This is a genomic window from Sphingobium sp. Ant17 (genome assembly GCF_000588875.1).
Lineage (GTDB): Bacteria > Pseudomonadota > Alphaproteobacteria > Sphingomonadales > Sphingomonadaceae > Sphingobium.
The window spans coordinates 1-22,430 of record NZ_JEMV01000069.1 but is presented as its reverse complement, the minus strand read 5'-3'; the positions used below and the strand labels follow the sequence as shown (position 1 = coordinate 22,430).

The 22,430-nt window shown below is 65.3% G+C and carries 21 protein-coding genes and 5 pseudogenes; 7 read left to right on the top strand and 19 right to left on the bottom strand.

Going from position 1 to position 22,430, the window contains the following annotated elements; translation table 11 throughout:
• From BF95_RS20890 to BF95_RS20880, 3 genes and pseudogenes are all read right to left on the bottom strand, one after another.
• Positions 1-944: pseudogene (locus BF95_RS20890) on the bottom strand (DEAD/DEAH box helicase); the annotation flags it as partial.
• A gap of 37 nt (positions 945-981) precedes the next feature.
• Entirely contained in the window at positions 982-1,761 is a 780-nt protein-coding gene (locus BF95_RS20885) for a TSUP family transporter (protein ID WP_043154088.1), read from the bottom strand.
• A gap of 134 nt (positions 1,762-1,895) precedes the next feature.
• A pseudogene (locus BF95_RS20880) lies at positions 1,896-2,923 on the bottom strand (polyprenyl synthetase family protein).
• A 106-nt stretch (positions 2,924-3,029) separates the two neighbouring features.
• On the opposite strand from BF95_RS20880, the gene BF95_RS20875 reads away from it, so the two are divergent.
• On the top strand, positions 3,030-3,308 hold the full coding sequence (locus BF95_RS20875; protein ID WP_043154087.1) for a chorismate mutase: 279 nt from the start codon (positions 3,030-3,032) through the stop codon (positions 3,306-3,308).
• 15 nt (positions 3,309-3,323) lie between these two features.
• On the opposite strand, the gene BF95_RS20870 is transcribed toward BF95_RS20875, so the two are convergent.
• From BF95_RS20870 to BF95_RS20850, 5 genes and pseudogenes are all read right to left on the bottom strand, one after another.
• Complete coding sequence (locus BF95_RS20870; RefSeq protein WP_043154085.1) at positions 3,324-4,262, bottom strand: cupin-like domain-containing protein; 939 nt, start codon at positions 4,260-4,262, stop codon at positions 3,324-3,326.
• Positions 4,263-4,311: 49 nt separating this feature from the next.
• Positions 4,312-5,214 carry a DMT family transporter gene (locus tag BF95_RS20865; protein ID WP_043154083.1) on the bottom strand — a complete coding sequence of 301 codons (903 nt, stop codon included), beginning with the start codon at positions 5,212-5,214 and terminating at the stop codon, positions 4,312-4,314.
• A gap of 43 nt (positions 5,215-5,257) precedes the next feature.
• A pseudogene (locus BF95_RS20860) lies at positions 5,258-5,904 on the bottom strand (heme exporter protein CcmB).
• Entirely contained in the window at positions 5,901-6,512 is a 612-nt protein-coding gene (gene ccmA / locus BF95_RS20855) for a heme ABC exporter ATP-binding protein CcmA (protein ID WP_043154080.1), read from the bottom strand. The pseudogene BF95_RS20860 and the gene ccmA overlap by 4 nt, the downstream one beginning before the upstream one ends.
• The gene (locus tag BF95_RS20850) at positions 6,509-6,916 is read right to left on the bottom strand and encodes a metallopeptidase family protein (RefSeq protein ID WP_043154079.1); all 408 of its coding nucleotides are present in this window, start codon (positions 6,914-6,916) and stop codon (positions 6,509-6,511) included. The genes ccmA and BF95_RS20850 overlap by 4 nt, the downstream gene beginning before the upstream one ends.
• A gap of 40 nt (positions 6,917-6,956) precedes the next feature.
• Here BF95_RS20850 and BF95_RS20845 point away from each other — a divergent pair, with 40 nt between their 5' ends.
• Complete coding sequence (locus BF95_RS20845; protein ID WP_043154077.1) at positions 6,957-7,247, top strand: 4a-hydroxytetrahydrobiopterin dehydratase; 291 nt, start codon at positions 6,957-6,959, stop codon at positions 7,245-7,247.
• Here BF95_RS20845 and BF95_RS20840 read toward each other — a convergent pair.
• The 3 genes from BF95_RS20840 to BF95_RS20830 are packed head-to-tail and all read right to left on the bottom strand — an operon-like array spanning position 7,239 to position 10,883.
• The gene (locus BF95_RS20840) at positions 7,239-7,769 is read right to left on the bottom strand and encodes a hypothetical protein (RefSeq protein ID WP_043154091.1); all 531 of its coding nucleotides are present in this window, start codon (positions 7,767-7,769) and stop codon (positions 7,239-7,241) included. The two genes, BF95_RS20845 and BF95_RS20840, sit on opposite strands and share 9 nt — an antisense overlap.
• A gap of 29 nt (positions 7,770-7,798) precedes the next feature.
• Entirely contained in the window at positions 7,799-10,144 is a 2,346-nt protein-coding gene (locus tag BF95_RS20835; protein ID WP_043154075.1) for a patatin-like protein, read from the bottom strand.
• Positions 10,145-10,187: 43 nt separating this feature from the next.
• Complete coding sequence (locus BF95_RS20830; protein ID WP_051520160.1) at positions 10,188-10,883, bottom strand: endonuclease/exonuclease/phosphatase family protein; 696 nt, start codon at positions 10,881-10,883, stop codon at positions 10,188-10,190.
• Positions 10,884-10,970: 87 nt separating this feature from the next.
• On the opposite strand from BF95_RS20830, the gene radA reads away from it, so the two are divergent.
• From radA to BF95_RS26680, 3 genes and pseudogenes are all read left to right on the top strand, one after another.
• Entirely contained in the window at positions 10,971-12,338 is a 1,368-nt protein-coding gene (radA, locus tag BF95_RS20825; RefSeq protein WP_043154090.1) for a DNA repair protein RadA, read from the top strand.
• A gap of 11 nt (positions 12,339-12,349) precedes the next feature.
• Positions 12,350-12,865, top strand: a complete 516-nt coding sequence (locus BF95_RS20820) for a CvpA family protein (RefSeq protein WP_043154072.1) — start codon at positions 12,350-12,352, stop codon at positions 12,863-12,865.
• Between the two features lie 69 nt (positions 12,866-12,934).
• Positions 12,935-13,694, top strand: a pseudogene (locus BF95_RS26680) (IS5 family transposase).
• Between the two features lie 34 nt (positions 13,695-13,728).
• On the opposite strand, the gene BF95_RS20805 reads toward BF95_RS26680, so the two are convergent.
• The 4 genes from BF95_RS20805 to BF95_RS20790 form a co-directional block, all read right to left on the bottom strand.
• Positions 13,729-14,643 (bottom strand): SDR family oxidoreductase, encoded by a 915-nt coding sequence (locus BF95_RS20805; RefSeq protein ID WP_235209912.1) that lies wholly within the window; start codon positions 14,641-14,643, stop codon positions 13,729-13,731.
• 5 nt (positions 14,644-14,648) lie between these two features.
• The gene (gene proB, locus BF95_RS20800) at positions 14,649-15,779 is read right to left on the bottom strand and encodes a glutamate 5-kinase (RefSeq protein ID WP_043154067.1); all 1,131 of its coding nucleotides are present in this window, start codon (positions 15,777-15,779) and stop codon (positions 14,649-14,651) included.
• Between the two features lie 94 nt (positions 15,780-15,873).
• The gene (obgE, locus tag BF95_RS20795; RefSeq protein ID WP_043154066.1) at positions 15,874-16,971 is read right to left on the bottom strand and encodes a GTPase ObgE; all 1,098 of its coding nucleotides are present in this window, start codon (positions 16,969-16,971) and stop codon (positions 15,874-15,876) included.
• Positions 16,972-17,001: 30 nt separating this feature from the next.
• A complete protein-coding gene (locus BF95_RS20790; RefSeq protein ID WP_043154065.1) occupies positions 17,002-17,619 on the bottom strand; it encodes a TetR/AcrR family transcriptional regulator in 618 nt (205 codons plus the stop codon).
• Between the two features lie 47 nt (positions 17,620-17,666).
• Here BF95_RS20790 and BF95_RS20785 point away from each other — a divergent pair, with 47 nt between their 5' ends.
• Positions 17,667-18,518: a metal-dependent hydrolase gene (locus BF95_RS20785; protein WP_043154064.1), complete on the top strand. Its 852-nt coding sequence runs from the start codon at positions 17,667-17,669 to the stop codon at positions 18,516-18,518.
• 31 nt (positions 18,519-18,549) lie between these two features.
• Positions 18,550-19,086 carry a GNAT family N-acetyltransferase gene (locus BF95_RS20780; protein WP_043154063.1) on the top strand — a complete coding sequence of 179 codons (537 nt, stop codon included), beginning with the start codon at positions 18,550-18,552 and terminating at the stop codon, positions 19,084-19,086.
• 34 nt (positions 19,087-19,120) lie between these two features.
• Here the strand turns inward: BF95_RS20780 and BF95_RS20775 are convergent.
• The 4 genes and pseudogenes from BF95_RS20775 to BF95_RS20760 form a co-directional block, all read right to left on the bottom strand.
• A pseudogene (locus tag BF95_RS20775) lies at positions 19,121-19,693 on the bottom strand (GNAT family N-acetyltransferase); the annotation flags it as partial.
• A gap of 274 nt (positions 19,694-19,967) precedes the next feature.
• Positions 19,968-20,237, bottom strand: coding sequence for a 50S ribosomal protein L27 (gene rpmA / locus BF95_RS20770; protein ID WP_037472317.1), 270 nt, complete (start codon positions 20,235-20,237; stop codon positions 19,968-19,970).
• Positions 20,238-20,271: 34 nt separating this feature from the next.
• Positions 20,272-20,637, bottom strand: a complete 366-nt coding sequence (gene rplU / locus BF95_RS20765; protein ID WP_043154061.1) for a 50S ribosomal protein L21 — start codon at positions 20,635-20,637, stop codon at positions 20,272-20,274.
• 147 nt (positions 20,638-20,784) lie between these two features.
• The gene (locus BF95_RS20760; RefSeq protein ID WP_043154060.1) at positions 20,785-22,323 is read right to left on the bottom strand and encodes a cryptochrome/photolyase family protein; all 1,539 of its coding nucleotides are present in this window, start codon (positions 22,321-22,323) and stop codon (positions 20,785-20,787) included.
• Positions 22,324-22,430 lie beyond the last annotated feature (107 nt).

Here is a 22,430-nt window from a genome sequence, read left to right as displayed (position 1 = left end):
GGCGGACGCCTGGCTGGCGCGTTCGGTGACGAGGCGGGTGACGCCTGCGGCCCGATCATAGCGGGGACGACGGGCAAGGCCGCTGTCGACCACGATCCGCACGCCATCGATGGTCAGGCTGGTTTCGGCAATGGAGGTGGCCAATATGACCTTGCGCGCGCCGGAGCGGGACGGGCGGATCGCGGCGCGCTGTGCGGCGGGATCGAGCGAGCCGTGCAGCAGATGGACGTCGAACGGGCCGCCCTCGATCCGCTCCGCCGTCCGTTCGATCTCGCGCACGCCGGGCAGGAAGGCGAGCAGATCGCCCTCTGTCTCCTCGCTGATCGCCCGGCGGATGGCAGCGGCCATTTCATCCTCGATCCGCTTTTCGGCGTTGCGGCCGATATGGCGCAGTTCCAGCGGCTGGATGCGGCCTTCGCTCTCGATCACCGGCGCGCCGCCCAGCAAGGCGGCAAAGCGCGCGCCGTCGAGCGTTGCGGACATGGGCAGGATGCGCAGGTCCGGGCGCAAGCTTCTTGCGCATCAAGCGCGAGGGCGAGGCCGAAGTCGCTGTCGAGGCTGCGTTCATGGACTTCGTCGAACAGGACTGCCGATATGCCGGTCAGTTCGGGGTCGTCCTGGATACGGCGGACGAAGATGCCTTCGGTCAGCACCAGCAGGCGGGTGCGGGCCGATTGCTTGCTGTCCATCCGCGTCGCATAGCCGACCGTGCCGCCGGGCTGTTCGCCCAGCATTTCGGCAATCCGCTCGGCCGCGGCGCGGGCGGCGAGGCGGCGGGGGGAGAGCAATAATATCTGTCCGCTGCACCAAGGTTGGTCGAGCAGGGCCGGGGCCACCGCCGTCGTCTTGCCCGCGCCGGGCGGCGCGACCAGCACGGTGTTGCTGCTGGTGCGCAGCGCGGCGAGTAGGGCGGGTAGGACGTCGTGGATCGGCAGGGCGGTCATGGCCGTTTCATCGGGCCATTTGGCGTCGTGGGCAAGATCACCCGAAGAGATAGATGTGGATCGGGTTTTTGGGATCGATCAGCATCTTGGTGGTGAGCGCGAGCGACATGATGATCAGCAGCGGCTTGATGAGCGTGGAGCCGAAGCGCATTGCGAGATGCGAGCCGATCTGGCCGCCTATGATGCTGCCGATCGCCATGGTGAGGCCCGCGATCCACAGCACATGGCCACCCGCGACCATGGTGAGCAGGCCCGCGACATTGCTGGCGAAATTGGCGGCTTTCGTCTGCGCGGTGGCGCGCAGGATCGACAGGCCGCCCAAGGCCAGGAAGATGGTGGTGTAGAAAGCGCCCGCGCCCGGCCCGAAAAAGCCGTCATAAAAACCGATGACGCCGACAAGGCCGCTGAGCGCCCAGATGCCGACACGGGCATGCCGGTCTGCATCGCCCAGCTTAGGCGAGAAGGTGAAATAGGCTGCGATGATGATGAGCAGCGCGGGCATGAGCCCCGCCAGGATCGAAGGATCGACGCGTTGCAGCAGCCACGCGCCGCCGACCGATCCGATGAAGGCGGCGATCACCGGGCCTTTATAGGTTTTGAGGTCCATATGGCCGCGCCGGGCATAAGCGACGCATGCGCCGAACGTGCCGAAGCAGCTTTGCAGCTTGTTGGTGGCGACCGCCTGGACCGGAGGGATGCCCGCCGCCATCAGGGCAGGCAGAGTGATGAGCCCGCCACCGCCCGCCATCGCGTCGATACAGCCCGCCATCAGCGCGGCGGCCATGAGGAAGGCGATGGTTTCGGGGGTCAGGATCATGGGCTGCTTGGCCTGTCCGCCTCATCCCCTTCGGGCTGAGCCTGTCGAAGCCCTGTACTTTCTCAAGGAAGGCCCTTCGACAAGCTCAGGGCGAACGGGGTGTGTTGTGTTGGACGAAATACAGGCCCGAACCCTCAATAGGCGCGCAGGGTTGCGAACTCCACCGCTTCGGTCAACGCGGCCTTCGCCTTGCCATTGTCGAACATGCCGAGCGCGTCGATCGCGCGCTGGCCATAGTGGCGGGCGCGAGCGAGGGTGTCGGCGATCGCGCCGGTGCGGCGCAGCAGGCCAGTGGCGTGGGCGAGGTCGTCGTCGTTGATCTTGTGGCCCGCGATCGCCGCCTTCCAGAAGGCGCGATCTTCATCACCGCCGCGTGCATAAGCGAGGATGACGGGCAGCGTCACCTTGCCATCGCGGAAGTCGTCGCCAGCATCCTTGCCCATGGTCGCGCCATCCGATTCATAGTCGATGGCGTCGTCGATCAGCTGGAAAGCTATCCCCAAGTTGCGGCCATAAACATCGAGCGCCTGCTCCTGCTTGTTGTCGCGGTCGGCAACCACGGCGGATATGCGGCAGGCAGCGGCGAACAGAGCGGCGGTCTTGGCGCCGATGATGTCGAGATATTGTTCTTCGCTGGTGTCGATCTTGCGCTGCGCGGTCAACTGGTTGACTTCGCCCTCCGCGATCACGGCCGAGGCGTTGGCGAGGATCTTCAACACCTTGAGCGATTCCGCCTCCACCATCAATTCGAAGGAGCGGGAAAAGAGGAAGTCGCCCACCAGCACGCTGGCGCTGTTGCCCCAGATGATGTTGGCGGTCTTGCGGCCCCGGCGCAGGCCGGAGCCATCGACGACATCGTCGTGCAACAGGGTGGCGGTGTGGATGAATTCGACCGCCGCCGCTAGCTTATAGTGACGGCTGCCAGCATAGCCGACGAGGTCGGCGCAGGCGAGCGTCAGCATCGGCCGCAGCCGCTTGCCACCGCCCGCGATCAGATGGCCCGCCAATTCCGGGATCAGCGGAATGCGCGACTGCATCCGATCCAGAATCACGGCATTGACCTGGTTCATGCGTCGGCGACCAGGTTCATAATGGGGGCAAGCGATGGCGCGCGGGTAGCGTTGCCGATCGGATGGACGTTACCGGGGGCGGGTGCTGTCATGACAAGCGCCATGTGGCGGTGCAAAAAGCTAAAGGCAAGCGGGAATAGCTTGCCTGTAGGGCCATATGGCGCAAAAAGCCCGCGAGCCGAACCAAAGGAGCATCCCGTGACCGACATGCTGCAACGCTATCGCGAAAGCATCGACAATATCGACGCGGCGCTGGTGTTCATGCTGGCCGAACGGTTCAAGGTAACCCAGGCGGTGGGTGAATATAAGGCGACCCATGCGTTGCCCCCCGCCGATCCGGGACGGGAGGAGCGTCAGATCACGCGGTTGCGGCAACTGGCGCTCGACGCGAAGCTGGACCCCGATTTCACCGAGAAGTTCCTGCGCTTCATCATCGACGAAGTGATCCGCCATCATGAACAGTTGCGGGACGGCTGATCCCCTGCGCGGCGGTCAATCCGCCGGGTAGCTTTCATGCCCGGCATTGGGCCAGAGGAAATTGGTGTAGGTCAGCATGGTGCAGAAACTTTCCGACCGGACCTGATGCCACCAGCCGATGGGAATGAAGAGCAGGTCGCCGGGCGTCAGCAGCAGGTCATAGCGCAAGATGTCGCGCGCCGCCGGATGGGCGGCCAGCCGCGCAGGATCGGTCACGTCATGGACGTCGCTGAACACATGGCGGCGATGGGCGAGGTGCCTTGTCTGTGATGGCGGGATCAGGACGATGCGCTTGGTGCCGGTCAGTTGCGCCAGCAGATTGTTGGTGAGGTCGAAATGAAGCGGGGTGAAGGCACCTTCGCCACCGATCCACAGCATGCCGGGTGCCGGGGTCAGATAGGCGTCGAGCGTGCCGAGATCGGATTGCAGCGGGGCAAGCGCCGGGCCGTTTGCGGCGCTGTTATAGGCGGTGAGATAGGCGTCATTGCCGCCGTCGCGCACCAGATCGATGAAGGCGCGGAACGGGCCACGCTGCCGGTGCCGGTCCTTCATCAATTCATAATCGCCAGCGGCGGTGCGGCCGCCCTGATATTCCACGGTTGCGTCGCCCACCGCGTCGGCCAGATAATCGGGCGTCCAGCGTGTGAGCGCAGGCCAGTCCGCCAGCGCGCCCTTGATCAGCACGGGGCGGCCGGTCGCGTAGAAGCTATGCAGGAAATCGTCGCTCGACAGATTTTCCGCCGTCAACAGACCGGAGGCGTAGGGCGACAGGGCGCGTTGCCGCTCCATCACGTCGAGCAGCCATTCGCGGCGGCGCAGCGTGCGGACGAGGTCGGGCGCGGGAGCGGCGGCTTTGGGCGGATCCTTGATCGCGTCGAAACCGGTCTGCCGCAACGCCATCTGCATCCGCATATCGACCGGCGGGAAGGGGCGGGAGGGCGGAGATTTGGCCATGGCGTTCCTTATCGCCCGATCATGACGGGCCTGTTGCAGACGATGACAATCAGGTGACAGTTTCGACTGGGTCGGCGACGGGCGGCCGCTTGCCGCGTGAACGGCCGAGCAGGACGCCGCCCAAGGCAAGGGCAAAGCCAATAAGCTGGATCGGGCCGAGCCTCTCGCCAAACAGTAGCCAGGCCTCAATCGCGGCGAGTGGAGGCACGAGGAGGAGGAGCATCGACATGGCGGTCGGCCCCTGATGGCGGACCAGCCAGACGAGCAGGCTAAGGCCAGCAGCGGACAGGCCGAAGATCGACCAGCCAAGGCCGAGCCACAGGACCGGGTCATTGTCCCAACGCCATTCGCCGACGATCAGGGTTGCGGCGATGGCGACCAGCGCGCCACCGGCATTCTGGACAGCGCCGGAGACGAGGATCGGATCGCCCGCGATCGCGCCGCGCTGAATGAGGGTGCCGCCGGCCATGCCGATGACGGCGACGATCCCCGCGATCGCCGAGATGATGCTGATCGACCCTGTGCCACTGCGCAGGATGATCGGCAGGAGGACGCAGGCGACTCCGGCGATGGCGATGGCTAGGCCGGTCCAGGCGCGGGCGGGCAACCGGTCGCCCAGCAGCACGACGCTGGCGACTGCGACCATCAACGGCTGGAGCGAACCGAGCAGCGACATGACGCCAGCGGGCATGCCATGGCTGACCGCCCACCAGCTGACCGTCAGATAGACACCATGCAGCATCGCCCCAGCGCCCAGATGGAGGCCCAGCCGACGCCCGCGCGGCAACGCCTGCCGGGCGTAGAGCGCTGCGCCGCCGAGCAGCAGCGTGGTAAGCGTCAGGCGGATCGCCAGCACCAGTTCGGGCGCGCCATGCGGGACGACGGCGCGCGCGACGATGAAGCCGGTGGACCAGATGAGGACGAACAGGATCGAGGCGGCGAGCGCGAACATGACGCGCCTTTGGCGGATGAACAGGGCGATGTCGAGTTGGAGGTTACTCCCGCCCCGCGCGGATCGCTGCGCCGCCTGCGAAGGGGGTGATGGCGACCAGCAGGAGCGAGGCGGCGGCGAGGAATTTGAGGGCCGCGCCGCTGCGTCGCCAAGCGTGCCTGCGCCGAAGATCAGCAGCGGAACGGCGAGCGGCAGGGCGAGCAGGCCGGCCAGCGCGCCGCTCGATCGCAGCCCGGCAGTCAGCGTCGCGACCAGCAGGCCGAGCGCGGCGAGCGCGGGGGTGCCGATGAGCAGGCCGAGTTCCAGCCTCCAGATGGTGCCGCCGTCGAGCTTCAACAGCGCGGCGGCTGGCAGCGTGGCGATCAGCAGCGGCGGGCCGAAGCCCAGCCAATGAGCGATCAACCGGGCGAGCACGACCATTTCTTCGCCGATGCCGCGCAGGGCGATCTGGTCCAGCATGCCTGCGTCCCGATCCGGCGCGATCAGGCGATCGACCGGGAGCAGGCTGGCGAGCAGGGCGGCGATCCACAGCATGCCGCCGCCCGTGCGCGCGAGCAGGGCGGCGTCGGGGCCGACTGCAAAGGGATAGAGGCTGGCGACGAGCAGGAGGAAGGCGACGGGGAGCCACAGGCCGCCCGATGTCCAAGCCTGGACCAGGTCGCGCCGCGCGAGCAGCCAGATAAGCCTCATGGCGCGTCTTCCAAGGCATCCGGCTGATAGTCGGCCAGCGCCAGCGTCAGCGGCGTGGTCATCGGCAGCGGCTGGTGGGAGGCGGCGACGACGATGCCGCCTGCGGCCAGATGCCCCGCTACCGCTGTGCCGAGCAGGTCGATCGAGGCGCTGTCCAGCCCATTGCCCGGTTCGTCGAGCAGCCAGATGGGCGCAGCGCTGGCGATTACCCGCGCCAGCATGGCCCGCTTGCGCTGGCCGGTGGACAGCATGCGGACCGGCACGTCGGCGAGGCGGGGCAGCGCCATCGCGTCGAGCGCTGCTTGCACCGCGTTAGATCCGGCCCCGTCGAGTTGCGCCCAGAAGGCGAGCGCCGTTGCGAGGGGCAGGTCCATGTCGAGCGCCAGCCGCTCGTCGGCAAGCGCGATGCCGCCGCGTCGATCGACCGTTCCGGCAAAGGCGGGCAGCAACCCCGCGCAGACGCGCAGCAGGCTGGATTTGCCGACGCCGTTGGAACCAGTCAGCAGCGCACTTTCGCCCGGCCCCAGCGTCAGGTTGACGCCGTGGAACAGCATCCGTCCGCCGCGCAGGCAGGCGACGTCCGTCAGCCGCAAGGCCGCACCGCTCATGATGCGACCATATCCTCCAGCACATGCATGTCGATGTCGGAAAGTCCGAAATGATGGCCGATCTCATGCACCACGACATGGGTGATGAGCGCGTCGAGCGGGATGCCGGTTTCGACCCATTCGTCGAGCAGGGGGCGGCGGAACAGATGGACGGTTGGCGGGGTGTCGCCGGTCTGTGGCTCTTGTCCCACGGGGCGGCCGGTATAGAGGCCGGTCAGGCCGTAGGGATCGCCGATTTCCATCTCTTTCAGGATCGCCGGGTCGGCAAATTCCTCGACGAACAGCACGACATCGGACAAATGTTCGCGGAACGCTTCGGGCAGGCGACTGAGCGCGCCCAAGGCAAGCGTCTCAATGTCTTCGATCGTGGGGGCAAAGCGGGGCGGTTGAGCATGACGCGACATGGCTGACATATAAGCCAATGCATATTAAGAGGATAGGGACATGATTGGTAAATTGACAGAAGAACAGCGGCGCGTCGCGCTGGCCGGGCTACCGGAATGGACCGCAGTGACGGACCCGGACGGTATCAGCCGTCGCTTCGTCTTCGGTGACTTCGTCGCGGCGTTCGGTTTCATGACGCGGGTGGCGATACTGGCCGAAAAGGCGGATCATCACCCTGAATGGTCGAACGTCTATAACCGGGTGGACATTGTGCTGACCACCCATGACGCGGGGGGTCTGTCACAGCGCGACATCGACCTGGCACAGGCAGTCGACGGCTTGCTAGAGTAGGCCGGCCTGCTTTGGCATGCGCTTTTCGATCTTATCCTCATAGCTGCGCAAGGCCGCCATGACGGAAGGATCGGAGGCGTAGCGTTGGCGCAGCAGCGCCAGCTTGATATCGGTGCCGCGGCATAATTCGGCAATATTTTCCGCGATATAGGCACGGCGTTCGGCGTCATAAGGCTCTTCGCCCCGAAAATGATCGCAACTGTCGCGCGCAACCATGAACTCGGTGACTTCGCGCGGGAAAGGCGCTGCGCTGGCGGCGACGTCCGACGGGGGCAGGTCGAGCGGGAAATAAGGGGCGGGCTGCGCGCGCACGGTTACGACCGGTGCAGCCCTGGGTACCGTGGCTTGGGGCGCTATGGCTGGCGGCGACGGTTCCGGCGGCAACTGAGCGGCAGGCGGTTGGGGTGGGGATGGTGGTGTCGCGTTGGCGGCGATTTGCGCCACTGTCGTGGGGGCGAGTCCATTGTCCGCCTGCGCCGTATCATCCGACGCGCGGCAGCCAGCGACCAACGCCAGCATCACAACCATCGGCACCAGCACAACAGGCCTGCTCACCCGATTTCCTCCCGCAAGCTGGCGATCAATTCCGCGACATGCGGCAAGCGCGGTTCTTCCTCGTCCAGGATCGCCAGAAACGCAGATCGCCTATAGGCGCGCACCGTGTCGGGCGAAAGGCGGCTTGCGGCGGGTATGGCCGAATTCACGATGTCCAGCAGCCGCTCGACCCCGTGGAGGCGACCCCAGAGATAATCATTCTCCCGATAGGCCCGGCTGAAAAATGCGCCGAAATTGTTGAATTCTATGCCTTTCAATGTCGCCTGCGCGCCGCCTGCGCGGATCGCGGAACAGTCTTCGGGCGAAATCCGGTCGACCTTGACCGGATCATATTCGTCCAGAGTGTCACCCTGAAGCAACGGTAAGGTGGCGATATCGGTGAAGGGGAAGCCGAGATAGGCGAGCAACATGGTGCGCCGGGCCGCCTTGGGGAGCGCGGCGAAGGCTTCGGCGAGCAGGATGTCGGCCGAATCATCGCGCGCCTGAAGGTTGCGGGCTTCCGCTACGGCGTCGAGTGCGGCGGCGGCGTCGGTCGGCACCTGGCGCGCGGCGGCGATGACGGCGGGGCCATGGAAATCGGCATCCTCGCATTCGGCATAGAGGGCGAGGGCAGCATAGATGGCGTCGTGCATCCCCTGGACCTCGACCGCTTCCACCATGCTCTCGCGCTCCAGCGTGTCCGCCAGATGGCGCGCGAGGAAACGCAGGCGGCGGATGCGGAAGGCGAGGTCATGGGTGCGGAAGAAGGTGACCGGGGCGGAGGCGGAGCCGCCATGGTCGGCCAGTTGGTCGGCGCCGTTCGCGCGCACCTGCGCCCAAATCGCCCGGCGATAGGCTTCGCGCATCATCGCGCTGTCCTCGCCCGACAGGCGGAACAGCAGGGTGGCAAGCGCCTCGACGATGCCCGATAATTTGAGGTGGCCATAAGCGGGGAAGGCGAATCCCGCCGATCCGGCGGCGCGCTGTTGCGCCTTGGCGCGCCAGGCGGAAAGGCGCGCGGGCGTTGGCCGGTCTAGGAAGAGCATGCGGCCGATCGCGCTTTCGACCTCCGCCTCCATGCCGGGACGCAGCGTGTCGAGGATGCGGCGCATACGGCGGATATGCGCAGAATGGCGGTCGATCACCTCCAGATTGTCGCGAATCGGCTGTTCGCGCGGAATGTCGGACAGCGCGCCGAAGATCGTGCGGAAAAAGCCGGGTAAGGGGGCGTCCGCGCCGGTGGGGGCGTCTTCAGGGTCGCCATGGCGGTTGAGGCGGATCGACCGGTGGCCGGGCTTGGGATCGATATAGACGAAGCGGCGATCGACCTCCCGCCGCGAGGGGCGGTTGCGCAGCGCTCCGATTGCCTGCGCGAAGGGGGCATTGGCCAGCACCGAGCCGTCGATCAGCACGGCATCCTCCGCCGTGCCGCGCGCCGCATGGCGGGGCAGGGCACGGTCGAGGAAGGCGTCGCGCGTTGGCCAGGCGCGATGACGGCGTTTAAGGACGCGGTCGAGTTCGCGCACGGTGAAGGGTGGGAAGGCACCGGGGAAGCTGGCCGTGGCGCGCGCGGCGAAGACCAGTTCGGCGGCATCGGCGAAGACGCGCTGATCGCCATGTGGTGCCCGCCCGCGCGCGCGAAAGCCGATTGACAGGCGATGTTCGGTCTCGATCACCTGCGGCGGGCTGTTGAGGTTGAGGCTTTGCGGATGGCCCTCGAAATCCGTGACGGTTACGAACAGGTCGAGCGGATGCCCGGCGGGGAGCAAAGGCGGGCCGCGCTCCGCCGCCGCCATCGCGTCGAAAGCATCCATCAGCATGCCAGAGAAAATCTCCCCGCCAAAGGGCGGTTCGAACCAGCGCGAGCGGATGAAGCGGGAGAGTTTGTGCCGCACCTCTTCGCGGGTGTCCGGCGCGACGGTGCGTTCGATCGCGTCACCGGGGCGGCGCGCGGCCATCCAGACGAGCGGGGTGGCCCAGAATTTGGTGAGCGCGCGGGCAGGGCGTGCATCGGGGTCGAGCAATTGATCGACATCGGCATTGTCGAGCCACATGTCGGTCAGGGGATCGAGCGACTGGCCAGTCTCGATCGCTTGCGCCAGAAAGATACCGTTGATGCCGCCCGCGCTCGCCCCTGCGATGATGTCGGGCATGATGCGCAGGCGGATGCCGGCCTTGGCCTCGATCTCCTGCAACATCTGCCGATAGACCGCTTCGCTGCCGCCGGGCGATGGCGCTCCATCATGGAAGGCGCGGCTGGCGCGAGCGAGCCGCCACACTTCCTTGGTGATGCCATGCATGTAGATCGCCAGGCTGATGCCGCCATAGCAGACCAACGCCAGTCTCAGTTCCCGCTCCCTCATGGTGCATGGATCGCAGAGGGCAGTGCGATTGTCGAGGGTGGGATCAAAGGCGGAATTCGGCCCAGATCGGCAGATGGTCCGACGCCTTGCGCGCCGCCGCGCTCATATGAACGCCGCATTCGACCAAAGTGAGGCGATCACAATGCATGATCCGGTCAAGCTGGGCCACGGGCGCGCGCGCGTGGAAGCTGCGGCCACAGGGGGCGAAGCTGTAGTGGCGGGCAAAGTCGGCAAGACAGCCGCGACCCGCGCTCCATTCGTTGAGGTCGCCCATCAATATGGTGGGCAAGGCTTCGCCCTGCGCGGCGGCGTGGATCACGGCGGCGGCCTGCCGCCTGCGCCACAATCCCGACAGGTCGAGATGCATGCCGAACACCCGGACGCTGGTGCCACCCATGGTCACTTGCGCCATGGTCGCGCCGCGCGGTTCCAGATAGGGGATGTGCAGCACGTCATGCGCGCTGATCTCGGCATCCTTGCGCACCAGTATGGCATTGCCATGCCAGCCCATCGAATCGGCCTGCACGTCGAGCGGGACGGCTTTGTAACCGCTATGACTATCCAGCAGCCGGGGGGGGATGGCGGCGGAGCGGACGCCGAAGCGCATGTCGGCCTCCTGCAAGGCGACGATGTCGGCATCGATCTCGCCCAGTACCTCCAATACCCGCTCCGGCATGCGCCGCCGGTCGGTGCCGACGGCCTTGTGGATATTATAGCTGGCAACGCGCAATGTCTTCATGGGGGCACCAATGCCCAAGGCGCAGGCATGTTTCCAGTGTGAACGGATGTTCTTGCAATGTTCGCGTCTGCCCGGCATATCGTGGCCATGGCCAAGGCAAAGCGCAAATTCGTCTGTCAGCAATGCGGCACCGTCGCGGCCCGGTGGCAGGGGCAGTGCGAGGATTGCGGCGAATGGAACAGCATCGTCGAAGAAGCGCCGCAGACCACCTTTTCGGCGCGGCATGACCTGCATACGGGCGGACGGGCGATCACGCTCGTTGGGCTGGATACGCAGGTCGAGCTGCCGCCGCGCACCAGTACGGGCATTGCCGAGTTCGACCGGGCGCTGGGCGGAGGCATCGTCGCGGGATCGGCGACGCTGATCGGTGGCGATCCGGGCATCGGCAAGTCGACATTGTTGCTGCAAGCGGCGGCGCGGGTCGCGGCGCGCGGACTGTTGGTGGCCTATATCAGCGGCGAGGAGGCGGCCGACCAGGTGCGGTTGCGCGCGCAGCGGCTGGGGCTGGGCAATGCGCCGGTGATGCTGGCGAGCGCGACTTCGGTACGCGATATCCTGACGACATTGAGCCAGGGCGAGCCGCCCGCCTTGCTGGTGATCGATTCGATCCAGACGATGCACAGCGACCTTATCGAAGGCGCGCCGGGGACGGTGAGCCAGGTGCGCGCCTCGTCGCAGGAACTGATCAAATTCGCCAAGCAGCGGGGAACCGCGCTGATTTTGGTCGGCCATGTGACCAAGGATGGCAGCATCGCCGGGCCACGCGTGTTGGAGCATATGGTCGATACGGTGCTCGCATTCGAAGGCGAACGCAGCCATCAATATCGCATCCTGCGCGCGATCAAGAACCGCTTTGGCGGCACGGACGAGATCGGCGTGTTCGCGATGGTCTCCGAAGGGTTGGAGGAAGTCGCCAACCCATCGGCCCTGTTCCTGACCCACCGCGACGAGACGGTGACGGGTGCGACGGTGTTTCCCGCGCTGGAAGGGACGCGGCCGGTACTGGTGGAGATCCAGGCGCTGGTGGTGCGCCTGTCGAGCGGCGCGACGCCCCGGCGCGCGGTGGTCGGATGGGATAATGGGCGGCTGGCGATGGTGCTGGCGGTGCTGGAAGCGCGCTGTGGGCTCAGTTTTTCGACCTGCGAAGTCTATCTGAACGTGGCGGGCGGATATCGGCTGTCGGACCCGGCGGCGGACCTGGCGGTGGCGGCGGCCCTGGTATCGGCGCTGTCGGAAAAGCCCTTGCCCTCCGATGTCGTGCTGTTCGGCGAGATCGCGCTGTCGAGCGAGATCCGCCCCGTCGCGCACGCGCCGTTGCGGCTGCGCGAGGCGGCGAAGCTGGGGTTCAACCGCGCTTTCATCCCGGCGTCGGCGACGGACGGGGTGAAGGGGATAGCGGTCAGCGGCTTTCGCACGCTTGCGCAACTGGTTGACCAGATGCTGGGCAGGGGATAGCCACGCGGGCGATGAACGCCGTCGATATCATCGTCCTGCTCGCCATTGGCGGCAGCGCCATATTGGGCCTGCTGCGCGGGTTCGTGCTGGAAACCCTGTCGCTGATGGCGTGGGTGCTGGCAATCTTCTGTATCCGGCTGTTCCATGCCTCGGTGGCCGATCTGCTGACGCCCTTCGTTGGCACGGCGAGCGGGGCGGCGATCCTGGCGCTGGTCCTAGTGTTCGGTCTGACTTTCGGTGTTGGCAAGATGATCGCCCATGCGATCGGGCGGCGCACCCGGCAGTCGGTGTTGGGGCCGGTCGACCGAGTGCTGGGGGGTGGCTTCGGCGCGGTCAAAGGGCTCATCGGGGCCACGCTGGCGTTTCTTGCGTTTAGTCTGGTCTATGACACCCTATATGGCAGCGGCGCGCGACGGCCCGATTGGCTGTCGGACGCGCGGACTTTTCCGCTGCTCAACGCCAGCGGGCAGGCGATCAGCGAATTTCTGGCCGAGCAGCGGGCGAAGAAGCCGGTCGAGGCCGACTAGGGTCAGGACCTATTAAATTGCTTGCGTGGGGTCAGGAAGGTTGATTCAAGGTGGCAGGAGGTTGCTGCCATGGACGAGCTTTTGTTGTTGAGCGATGCGCAGATGCGCAGGATTGAGCCTTATTTCCCATTGTCACACGGTGTTCCGCGGGTGGATGACCGCCGCGTGCTGAGCGGGATTTTGTTTGTGATCCGCAATGGCCTGCGGTGGCGAGACGCGCCATCAGCCTATGGACCGCACAAGACGATTTATAACCGCTTCATCCGCTGGAGCCGATTGGGTGTATTCAATCGCATCTTGGCAGAACTTGCGGCGCGAGGCGGCAGCTCGGATCAGTTGATGATCGATGCGACCCATCTCAAGGCGCACCGCACCGCCGCCAGCCTGCTCAAAAAGGGGCTCTACCCCGATGTATCGGACGTAGCCGAGGCGGCCTGACCAGCAAGCTGCATGTCGTGTGCGACGGCAAGGGACGCCCCCTGCTTCTGCGTCTTACCCAAGGACAAGCGAGCGATCACCCGACCGCCCTCATCATGCTCAGGATCTGCCGCCCGCCCGTCACCTGCTCGCCGACCGCGCCTATAGTTCCATAGCTTTCCGTCAGGCTCTCGAAGAACGCGGCATCGTGCCTTGTATCCCGCCCCATCCCAAGCATCGCATCCAGCAAAGCTACGACGCCAAGCTCTATCGACAACGCCACAAGATCGAGAACCTCTTCGCCCGCCTCAAAGACTGGCGGCGCATCCACACTCGATACGATCGATGCGCTCACACATTCCTGTCGGCCATCTCGTTCGCCGCCGCTTTCCTCTTCTGGCTCAATCAATGAGTCCTGACCCTAGCCTCCGTTCGATGTGAGCTGCCTAAATCCAGCCCTTGGTGCGATAGGCCTGGGCCGTCGCGTTCAATCCCTCTTCGGTCGAGATTTGCGGCATCCATAGCTGCTTGGGAACATGCGCTTCGGCTGCGGCGACCCAGTCGGGGTGACAGAAATAATCAACGCGATCGGGGGTGAGCTTGGCGCCATTGCCGCGAAACAGGCGATCTGTGCGCGCGGCGACGCCCAGCAGCCAGGCGGGGGTTGCCATTGCCCGCACCGACCGGCCGACCGCGCGACCGATGGCCGCACCGAAATCCTTATGGTCCCAGCCCATGGGCGTGCCATCATCGGCCTCATAGGTCTGGGCGAGGCTGATGTCGCTATCGTCGGCCAGCGCCAGCAGCAGTTGGGCGAGGTCGGCGACATGGATTACCGATAGCCGTCCGCCCGGCGGCAGCAGCATGATGCCGCGCTTGGCCATGCGAAAAAGTTCGAGCATTTCGCGATCATTGGGGCCGTAAATCGCGGGTGGGCGAACAATGGTCCAGTCGAGGCCGCTCGCCTTCACATGCCGTTCTGCCCGCTCCTTCGACCAGCCATAGTCGGACAGGTCCGGTTCGCGCGCGGCGAGCGAGGAGATGTGGATCAGCCGCCGCACGCCGCGTTTGCGCATGGCGTCCACCACCGCCATCGTGCCGCGCACATTGCCCGCTTCGAAGCTGTCCCGATCGGGCGCGTTCACCACGCCCGCAATATGGATCACCAGATCAGCGTCGCGCACCAGCGTATCGAGGCCCGCCGCCTGATCGAGCGAACCCGGCACCCATTTGAGGCGCGCGCGCGGCGGTTGCGCCCGGCGGGTCAGCGCGGTGACATGGTGCCCTGCGACGAGCGCCTGCTCCAATGTTTCAGCGCCGACGAAACCCGTCGCGCCGGTCATGGCAATGCGGAGAGACATGGGTGTCAGACCATCGCCATATGGTCGCGGTGGACCAGCACCGATCGCTGCATTTCGCCCAGCAGCGCGGCGATATCCTCGCTGCGGCGGCCCGCAATCTTCGCGGCGGCATCGCTATCATATTCGATCAGGCCGCGCGCGATCACCCGGCCGTCCTGCGCCACGATATCGACCACATCGCCACGCGCAAAGACGCCTTCGACATTGGCGACACCGGCGGGGAGCAGGCTGTTGCCCTTCGATAGTGCGGTTTCCGCGCCTGCATCCACGATGATGCGGCCGCGCACCGTAAGGCGACCGGCGAGCCAGCCCTTGCGCGCGCCTTTGCCCTGCGCCGCCAGGAAGATCGAGCCCTTGCCGCCCTGGGTCCAGTGCGACAGCGGGGCATCGACCTTGCCCGAGATGATGGCGAGATGGGCGCCCGCGCCGGTGGCGATGCGGGCGGCTTCGATCTTGGAGGTCATACCGCCCGATCCCATGCCGGAGGCGGAGCCACCGTCGGCCATGGCCGCGATTCGCGCGTCGATGCGGTCTATTGTTTCGATCAGCATCGCGCTCGCATCGACGTGCGGGTTGGCGGTGTAAAGCCCATCGACATCGGAAAGCAGCACAACCGCGTCAGCCCGTGCCGCCTGTCCGATACGCGCCGCCAACCGGTCATTATCGCCAAAGCGGATTTCGGCGGTGGCGACGCTGTCATTCTCGTTGACCACCGGCACGACGTTTAGCGCCATCAGCCGTTCGAGCGTTGCTGAGGCATTCAAATAGCGGCGACGATTTTCGAGGTCATCGAGCGTCACCAGCATTTGCGCCGCCGTGATGCCGCGCTCGTCGAGCAGGCTCGCCCAGCATTGCGACAGGGCGATCTGCCCCGTGGCGGCGGCGGCCTGCGCATCCTCCAGGCTGCCGCGTCCGCCCTTGGGCAGTTTGAGGCGGCGCGCGCCGAGCGCGATCGCACCCGACGAGACGATGATGATCTGCTGCCCCGCTTGCGTCCGTGCGGCGACGTCGGCGACCAGCGTGCGCAGCCAGTCGATCCGCACATTGCCCGCCGGATCGACGAGCAGGGCCGAACCGATCTTGATGACCAGGCGACGGATCAGGGCGGGGGGGAAGCCGGAGAGGGAAGGAGTCACAGGCAAATGGTCCGTTCGGTTCGAGCGAAGTCGAGAACCGCCATGCACCCGCTTCTCGACTTCGCTCGAAGCGAACGGGTGTCATGCAGGTCGCTTATAGCGGCGACCATGTCCCGTCTTCGTCGTCCTGCGCTTCCTGGCGCGCAGCGGCGCGGGCTTCGCCCAGGATCGGCAAGATGGCGTCCAGCAATTTGCCCACGCCATCGCCGGTCGCGCCGGAGATGATGAACACATCGTCCACGCCGACCTGATCGCGCAGCTGCTCGGCAATGTCCTCCATCAGTTCCGGCCCCAACAGATCGCCCTTGTTAAGCGCGACGATCTGCGGCTTTTCGTCCAGCCCCTCGCCATAAGCGGCGAGTTCGTCGGTGACGATCTGGAACGCCTCGACCGGATCATCGACCGTGGCGTCGATCAGGTGGAGAAGTACCCGGCAGCGCTCGATATGACCCAGGAACCGGTCGCCGATGCCGACGCCTTCGGCCGCACCCGCGATCAGGCCGGGAATGTCGGCCAGCACGAATTCGCGATCCTTGTGCAGCACCACGCCCAATTGTGGCTTGGTGGTGGTGAAGGCATAGGCGCCGACCTTCGCCTTGGTATTGGTCACCTGGTTGATCAGCGTCGATTTGCCCGCATTGGGCATGCCGACTAGGCCGACATCGGCCAGCAGTTTCAGGCGCAGCCACACCCACATTTCCTGACCCGGCCAGCCCGTGCCATGCTGGCGCGGGGCACGGTTGGTGCTGGTCTTGTAGGACATGTTGCCGCGGCCGCCATCGCCACCGCGCAGGAAGGTGACGCGCTGTCCCACTTCGGTGAAATCGGCGAGGATGTCCTGATCCTCATAATCGGGGATGCCGTCTTCGTCTTCGCTGCCTTCGATCGGCTTGGGATCGGACAGGATCTGGGTGCCGACGGGCACCTGGATGATCAGATCCTTGCCGCCCGCGCCATAGCGATTCTTGCCCATGCCGGGCGTGCCGCGCTGCGCCTTGAAATGCTGGGTGTAGCGGAAGTCGATGAGGGTGTTGAGACCCTGTACCGCTTCGAAAATGATGTCGCCGCCCTTGCCGCCGTTGCCGCCGTCGGGGCCGCCATATTCCTCATATTTTTCGCGTCGGAAACTGACCGCGCCGGGGCCGCCCCAGCCGGATTTGATGAAGATTTTGGCTTGATCGAGAAAATGCATGGGCGGCCCATAGCGCTATCGCGCGAAAAGTTAAACCTCGGCCTGCGCGGCAAGTGTCGCGGCCTCCTGCATCAGGGCAAAGGTGAGGCTGCGCGTCGCGATTTCACGCGCTTTTTCACGGGGAAGCCCGAGCGCGCCCGCCATCGGCCCGCCCATTTGCGAATCACCCAGCGCCAGCAGGACCAGCATAAGCGTGTTGTCGCGGATCAGTTCGGCGAGATGCGGGGTCAGTGCCGTGGCGGTCAGCTTATCGACTAGCCGGTGGATCGCCTCCACCACCGGGTCGAGCGCATCTTCATTGCCGAGCGCTAGCATCCAACTGGCCAGCGCACCCGCGCCTTCGCGATCGAAGGCGTCGAACGTCATATCGACTATCGTGCGCGGACTGACCTTGCCGCGTCGCGCCGCGTCCACCGCTTCGCCAATGGTGGCGGTGATGGTGTCGCCCAAATAGGCGGCGAGCGCTTTGTGCAACCCCGCCGCCGATCCGAAATGGTGCAGCAGATTGGCATGGGTGCGGCCGATCTGCGCTGCCACGGCCTTCAGGGTCACGGCTTGGGGGCCAGATTCGATCAACAGGATGCGCGCGGCCTCCAGCGCGGCGAGGCGGCTTTCATCCGGGCTGAGGCGAACACGCTTTATTGACATGGGTGTCAGTAACTCTTATTTACATCAATGTAAGTAAGGAGTGCGAGATGACCCCCACCGACCTCACTATCACGCCGCGCGACCGCCGTTTCGGGCGGGACCGCGCTGCGGCCCGACATTGGCTGAATGGCGATCCGATCGCCACGGCTTTCTTCAACGCCCTGTCCGTGACCTTTCCGCGCGGCGAAGCCTATTTCATCGAGAGCGTCCGCGCCTTTCGCGATGGCGCGCCGGATCGACTGGCGGGCGAGATTGCCGCCTTCATCAAGCAGGAGGTGGTGCATAGCCGCGAGCATCTGGCGTTCAACCGGCAGGTGGCCGACCATGGCTATGAACTGTCGCGGCTCGACGCCGATGTGGTGCGGGTGCTGGACCTGGCGAAACGGCGTCCGCCGATCGTCAGCCTGGCCGCCACCATGGCGCTGGAACATTTCACCGCGATCCTGGCGCATGAACTGTTGCGCGACCCGCGTCTGCTCGACGGGGCGGACCCGGAAATCGCGGCGCTGTGGCGCTGGCATGCGGTCGAAGAGATCGAGCATAAGGGCGTGGCCCACGACACCTGGGTGCATGCGACGCGCGACTGGAGCGGGTTTGCGCGCTGGCGGCTCCGGTCGCTGATGATGCTGATCGCCACCAAACATTTCCTGCATCATCGTGCGCGCGGGATGATGGACCTGTTGCGGCAGGATGGCGTGACGGGCGTGCGCGCCTGGGGCGGGTTGTTGCGCTATGCGCTGATGCGGCCGGGCATATTGCGCCGGGTGGCGGGGCCGTGGCTGCGCTATTTCAAGCCCGGCTTTCATCCCTGGTCGGTCGATGACCGGGCGCTGATTGCGCTGGTGGACAGCGACTATGCCGATGCGCGGATGCGCGGGCCGTTGCCGTCGGCGGCTTGACGGGCGGGGTGGCGCGCGGTCTTATCGGGCGATGACCGATGCGCCTACGCTCCACACTGACCGCCTGATCCTGCGCCCGCACAGGATCACGGATTATCCGGCGTGCCGCGCCTTGTGGGCGGACGCGCAGGTGGTGCGCCATGTCGGCGGGATGCCGCTGGACGCGCAGGCGGTGTGGTTTCGCCTGCTGCGCTATGCGGGCATGTGGTCGCTGCTGGGCTATGGCATGTGGGCGATCGAGGATCGCACGAGCGGCACGTTTCTGGGCGAGTGTGGGTTGCTGAGCGCGGAGCGGGGCCTGGCCGAATTGGAGGGCGTGCCGGAAGCGGGCTGGGTGCTTGGGTCGCAGGCCTGGGGTAAGGGCATAGCCAGCGAGGCGATGGAAGCAGTGCTGCGCTGGGCGGACGCGCATGTCGATGCGCCGTCATTGCGATGCATCATCGCGCCGGACCATGGCGCGTCGATCAGGGTCGCAGAGAAATTGGGTTTCATGGCGCTGGTCGATAGGATGCTGGGGGACACGCCGATGCGGGTGTTCGACCGGCCGCGGCGGTCGCCATCCGCATGACGGGCGGGGGGAGACCGCCCCCGCCCATAATATCAGCCGCCATCGCCTGCGTGGCGTCGCGATAGAGGTCCATGGCCGGGTCCGGGTGCATGCCGTGGGTTTCGCCCTCTTCAAACAACAGTGAATCGACCATGCTCTGGCGAGCGAGGCCGTAGCGTTGTTCGACCCGCCCGGTGAAGCGGAAGCCGATCTTGCGCAGCACATTGCCTGAGGCCGGATTATCGAGGAAATGCGCGGCACGAATGCCCTGCACGCCATGGGCCCGGGCCATGCTGAGGACGGCACGTCCGGCTTCCGTGGCAAAGCCGAGGCCCCAATAGGGCCGGGCGATCCAATAACCCAGTTCGGCTATGCCATCATCGTCCAGATGGACGCCGCAACCCCCGACCAGGCGGGGTGCGCCGCGCGTGCGGGTAAAGGCGAGCAGGCGCGGCAGGCGCGAATCATGGGGCAGCGACAGAAAAGCCTGCGCATCATCCAGGGCATAGGGGGCAGGCGCGTGGGTCAGGTTGCGCAGGATGGCGGGGTCGCCGATCGCCTGGGCCAGCGCGGGCGCGTCTTCCATCCAGCCTGGACGCAACAGCAGGCGGGGGGTGCGGGCGAACATTCTAGTCTCTCCTCTTGCGCGTGCCCTTAGCCGCCAATCATGACGGCTTGACGACGCTTTTTATCCGGCTGTTCCTCCGCCTGCATGACGCGTGAGAAGGCGTGGAGTTCCAGTGGGTTGAGGGAATTTGAGAGGATGTTTCGCCCAACGGAAAAAGGGCGCCCCTCTGATGGAAGGAGCGCCCTCTAATCCCTCGAACATCGTCACTTGAACCTAAAGGTTCGCGTAACGAAAGGACCGCCCCTGAAAAGGACGACCCGTCATTCGTCGTCCGTTATTCGGCCGCTTCGGCCATTGCGTCGACCGATACATATTTGCGGCCGAGCTTGCCAGCGTGGAATACCACGCGGCCTTCGCCCAGCGCAAACAGCGTGTGATCCTTACCCATGCCGACATTGCGGCCGGGATAGACGCGGGTGCCGCGCTGACGGATAATGATGTTGCCGCCGATCACTTCCTGACCGCCGAACTTCTTGACGCCAAGGCGCTTCGATTCCGAATCACGACCGTTGCGCGACGAACCGCCAGCTTTCTTATGTGCCATTGTCTAAACTCCTAGAATATCAGGCGCGAAGCGATCAGGCTTCGGCAGCAGCCGGGGCTGCGTCTTGGGTCTTGGCCTCGGCCTTGGCGGCCTTCTTGTCTTCGGCACCGATTGCGACGATGCGCAGGATCGTGTGGCGCTGACGATGGCCGTTCTTGCGGCGATAATTGTGGCGGCGACGCTTCTTGAAGACGATGACCTTCTCGCCCTTCGCCTGCGCGATGATCTCGGCCGCGACGGTCAGGCCGCTCACGTCCTGAAGATCGCCGCCTTCACCGGCCAGCAGGACGTCGTCCAGCGTGATCTTGTCACCGGCTTCACCGGCCATCTTTTCGACGACGATCTTGTCTCCGGCGGCGACGCGATACTGCTTGCCGCCTGTGCGCACGATAGCGAACATGGCTTGTCTCTTCTCGTTCAAATCTGCTTTACGCAAATCACCAAAGACATGACGCCTTGCCGACCCGCGCGGGAATGTGGCCCGTTAGTGGAATGACTCGCGGGTGTCAACCGATCGGCACCGTTGCAGGCCGTTTTCGGCAAGGATTTATCGCAAGTCGGCGAGAAAACGTGCCGCCTGTTCGCGGATGGCGGTGCGATCTTCTTCGGGCATCTTGTCCCAGTTGCGATAGGGCAGGGCCATGCGGGGATTGGATGCCAGCTTGCGCTGGTTGCGGGCCAGGAAGTCCCAATAGAGCGCGTTGAAGGGGCAGGCATCCTTGCCGACGCGCTGCTTCACATCATAGCGGCATGACCGGCAATAGTTGGACATGCGGTTGATATAGGCGCCGCTCGACGCATAGGGTTTGGAACCGAGCAGGCCGCCATCGGCAAACTGGCTCATGCCGAGCGTATTGGGCAGCTCGACCCATTCATAAGCGTCGGCATAGACTTCCAGATACCAGATATGCACCTGATGCGGGTCGACACCGGCGAGCAGGGCGAAATTGCCGGTGATCATCAGCCGCTGGATATGATGGGCATAGGCATGGTCGATCGTCTGGCCGATCGCCTGGGACAGGCAATGCATGTCCGTGTCCCCGGTCCAGTATAAGCCGGGCAGGGCGCGGGTGGCGCCGAGCGCGTTGCGCTGCGCATAGTCCGGCCCCTCATGCCAATAGATGCCGCGCACATATTCGCGCCAGCCGATGATCTGGCGGATGAAGCCCTCGGCGGCGTTGAGCGGCACCTTGCCCGCGCGATAGCGTTCCTCGACCGCGCGGCACAGCGCGAGTGGGTCGAGCAGGCCGGCGTTTATATAGGGCGAGAGGATCGAATGCCACAGGAACGGCTCGCCGGTCAGCATCGCATCCTGATAGTCGCCAAAGCGGGGGAGGGCTTCATCGAGGAAATGGCGCTGCTGGCGCAGGGCATCGTCATGCGTCACCGCGAACTGGAAATGGTCGAGGCGGCCGATATGGTCGGCAAAGCGCGTGGCGACCATGGCCAATACATCCTGCGTGATCGCATCGGGCTGGAAGCGGATGGGGCGGGGCATCAGCAGGTCGCGCGCGGGTGGCGGTTTGCGATTGTCCGCGTCATAATTCCACTGGCCACCTTCGGGCTGGTCCTCGTCGGTCATCAACAGGCCGGTCTTGCGCCGCATGTCGCGGTAGAAAAACTCCATCCGCAACTGCTTACGCGCGGCGGCCCAGCTATCGAATTCCGCATGGGTACAGAGGAAGCGGTCATCCTCATGGATGGTGACCGGCAATCCGAATCGCAATTCCCAGCTCTCCAGCATGGCCCGGACGCGCCATTCCCCGGCCTCTGTCACATGGATGGCGACAGGCTTGTGCCGGTGGATGGCGCGCGCGACTTCGCCGGTGAAGCTGCCGCTATTGGCCGGGTCGTCCAGCGCCACATAATCGACCGTCCAGCCCAGCGCCCGCAGCCGGTCGGCATGATGGCGCATGGCCGACAGGATGAAGGCGATCTTGGCCTTGTGATGGCGGACATAGGTGGTTTCGTCAGCCACCTCCATCATCAGCACGACGCTGCGCGCTTTATCAACGTGGCGCAGCGCGGCGATGTCGGGGTCGAGCTGGTCGCCCAGCACGTGAATAAGGAAAGGGCCGTCGGTCATGCGTGCTGCAATGACCGACGGCCCCGATAGCTCCCACCTGTCTTTAAGGGGCGTCAGCCCCGGCTGCGCGGCGGACCCTTGCGCGGGCCACCGGCGCCTGCGCCCTT

Coding starts and splice junctions, on each gene's coding strand:
- BF95_RS20830 (WP_051520160.1), bottom strand. CDS start 10,883: ATGAAGACATTGCGCGTTGCCAGCTATAATATCCACAAGGCCGTCGGC.
- BF95_RS20785 (WP_043154064.1), top strand. CDS start 17,667: ATGACCCCCACCGACCTCACTATCACGCCGCGCGACCGCCGTTTCGGG.
- BF95_RS20805 (WP_235209912.1), bottom strand. CDS start 14,643: ATGTCTCTCCGCATTGCCATGACCGGCGCGACGGGTTTCGTCGGCGCT.
- BF95_RS20820 (WP_043154072.1), top strand. CDS start 12,350: ATGAACGCCGTCGATATCATCGTCCTGCTCGCCATTGGCGGCAGCGCC.
- BF95_RS20845 (WP_043154077.1), top strand. CDS start 6,957: ATGATTGGTAAATTGACAGAAGAACAGCGGCGCGTCGCGCTGGCCGGG.
- rplU (WP_043154061.1), bottom strand. CDS start 20,637: ATGTTCGCTATCGTGCGCACAGGCGGCAAGCAGTATCGCGTCGCCGCC.
- BF95_RS20850 (WP_043154079.1), bottom strand. CDS start 6,916: ATGTCGCGTCATGCTCAACCGCCCCGCTTTGCCCCCACGATCGAAGAC.
- BF95_RS20870 (WP_043154085.1), bottom strand. CDS start 4,262: ATGGCCAAATCTCCGCCCTCCCGCCCCTTCCCGCCGGTCGATATGCGG.
- BF95_RS20780 (WP_043154063.1), top strand. CDS start 18,550: ATGACCGATGCGCCTACGCTCCACACTGACCGCCTGATCCTGCGCCCG.
- ccmA (WP_043154080.1), bottom strand. CDS start 6,512: ATGAGCGGTGCGGCCTTGCGGCTGACGGACGTCGCCTGCCTGCGCGGC.
- BF95_RS20790 (WP_043154065.1), bottom strand. CDS start 17,619: ATGTCAATAAAGCGTGTTCGCCTCAGCCCGGATGAAAGCCGCCTCGCC.
- BF95_RS20835 (WP_043154075.1), bottom strand. CDS start 10,144: ATGAGGGAGCGGGAACTGAGACTGGCGTTGGTCTGCTATGGCGGCATC.
- BF95_RS20885 (WP_043154088.1), bottom strand. CDS start 1,761: ATGATCCTGACCCCCGAAACCATCGCCTTCCTCATGGCCGCCGCGCTG.
- rpmA (WP_037472317.1), bottom strand. CDS start 20,237: ATGGCACATAAGAAAGCTGGCGGTTCGTCGCGCAACGGTCGTGATTCG.
- obgE (WP_043154066.1), bottom strand. CDS start 16,971: ATGCATTTTCTCGATCAAGCCAAAATCTTCATCAAATCCGGCTGGGGC.
- BF95_RS20865 (WP_043154083.1), bottom strand. CDS start 5,214: ATGTTCGCGCTCGCCGCCTCGATCCTGTTCGTCCTCATCTGGTCCACC.
- radA (WP_043154090.1), top strand. CDS start 10,971: ATGGCCAAGGCAAAGCGCAAATTCGTCTGTCAGCAATGCGGCACCGTC.
- BF95_RS20760 (WP_043154060.1), bottom strand. CDS start 22,323: ATGACCGACGGCCCTTTCCTTATTCACGTGCTGGGCGACCAGCTCGAC.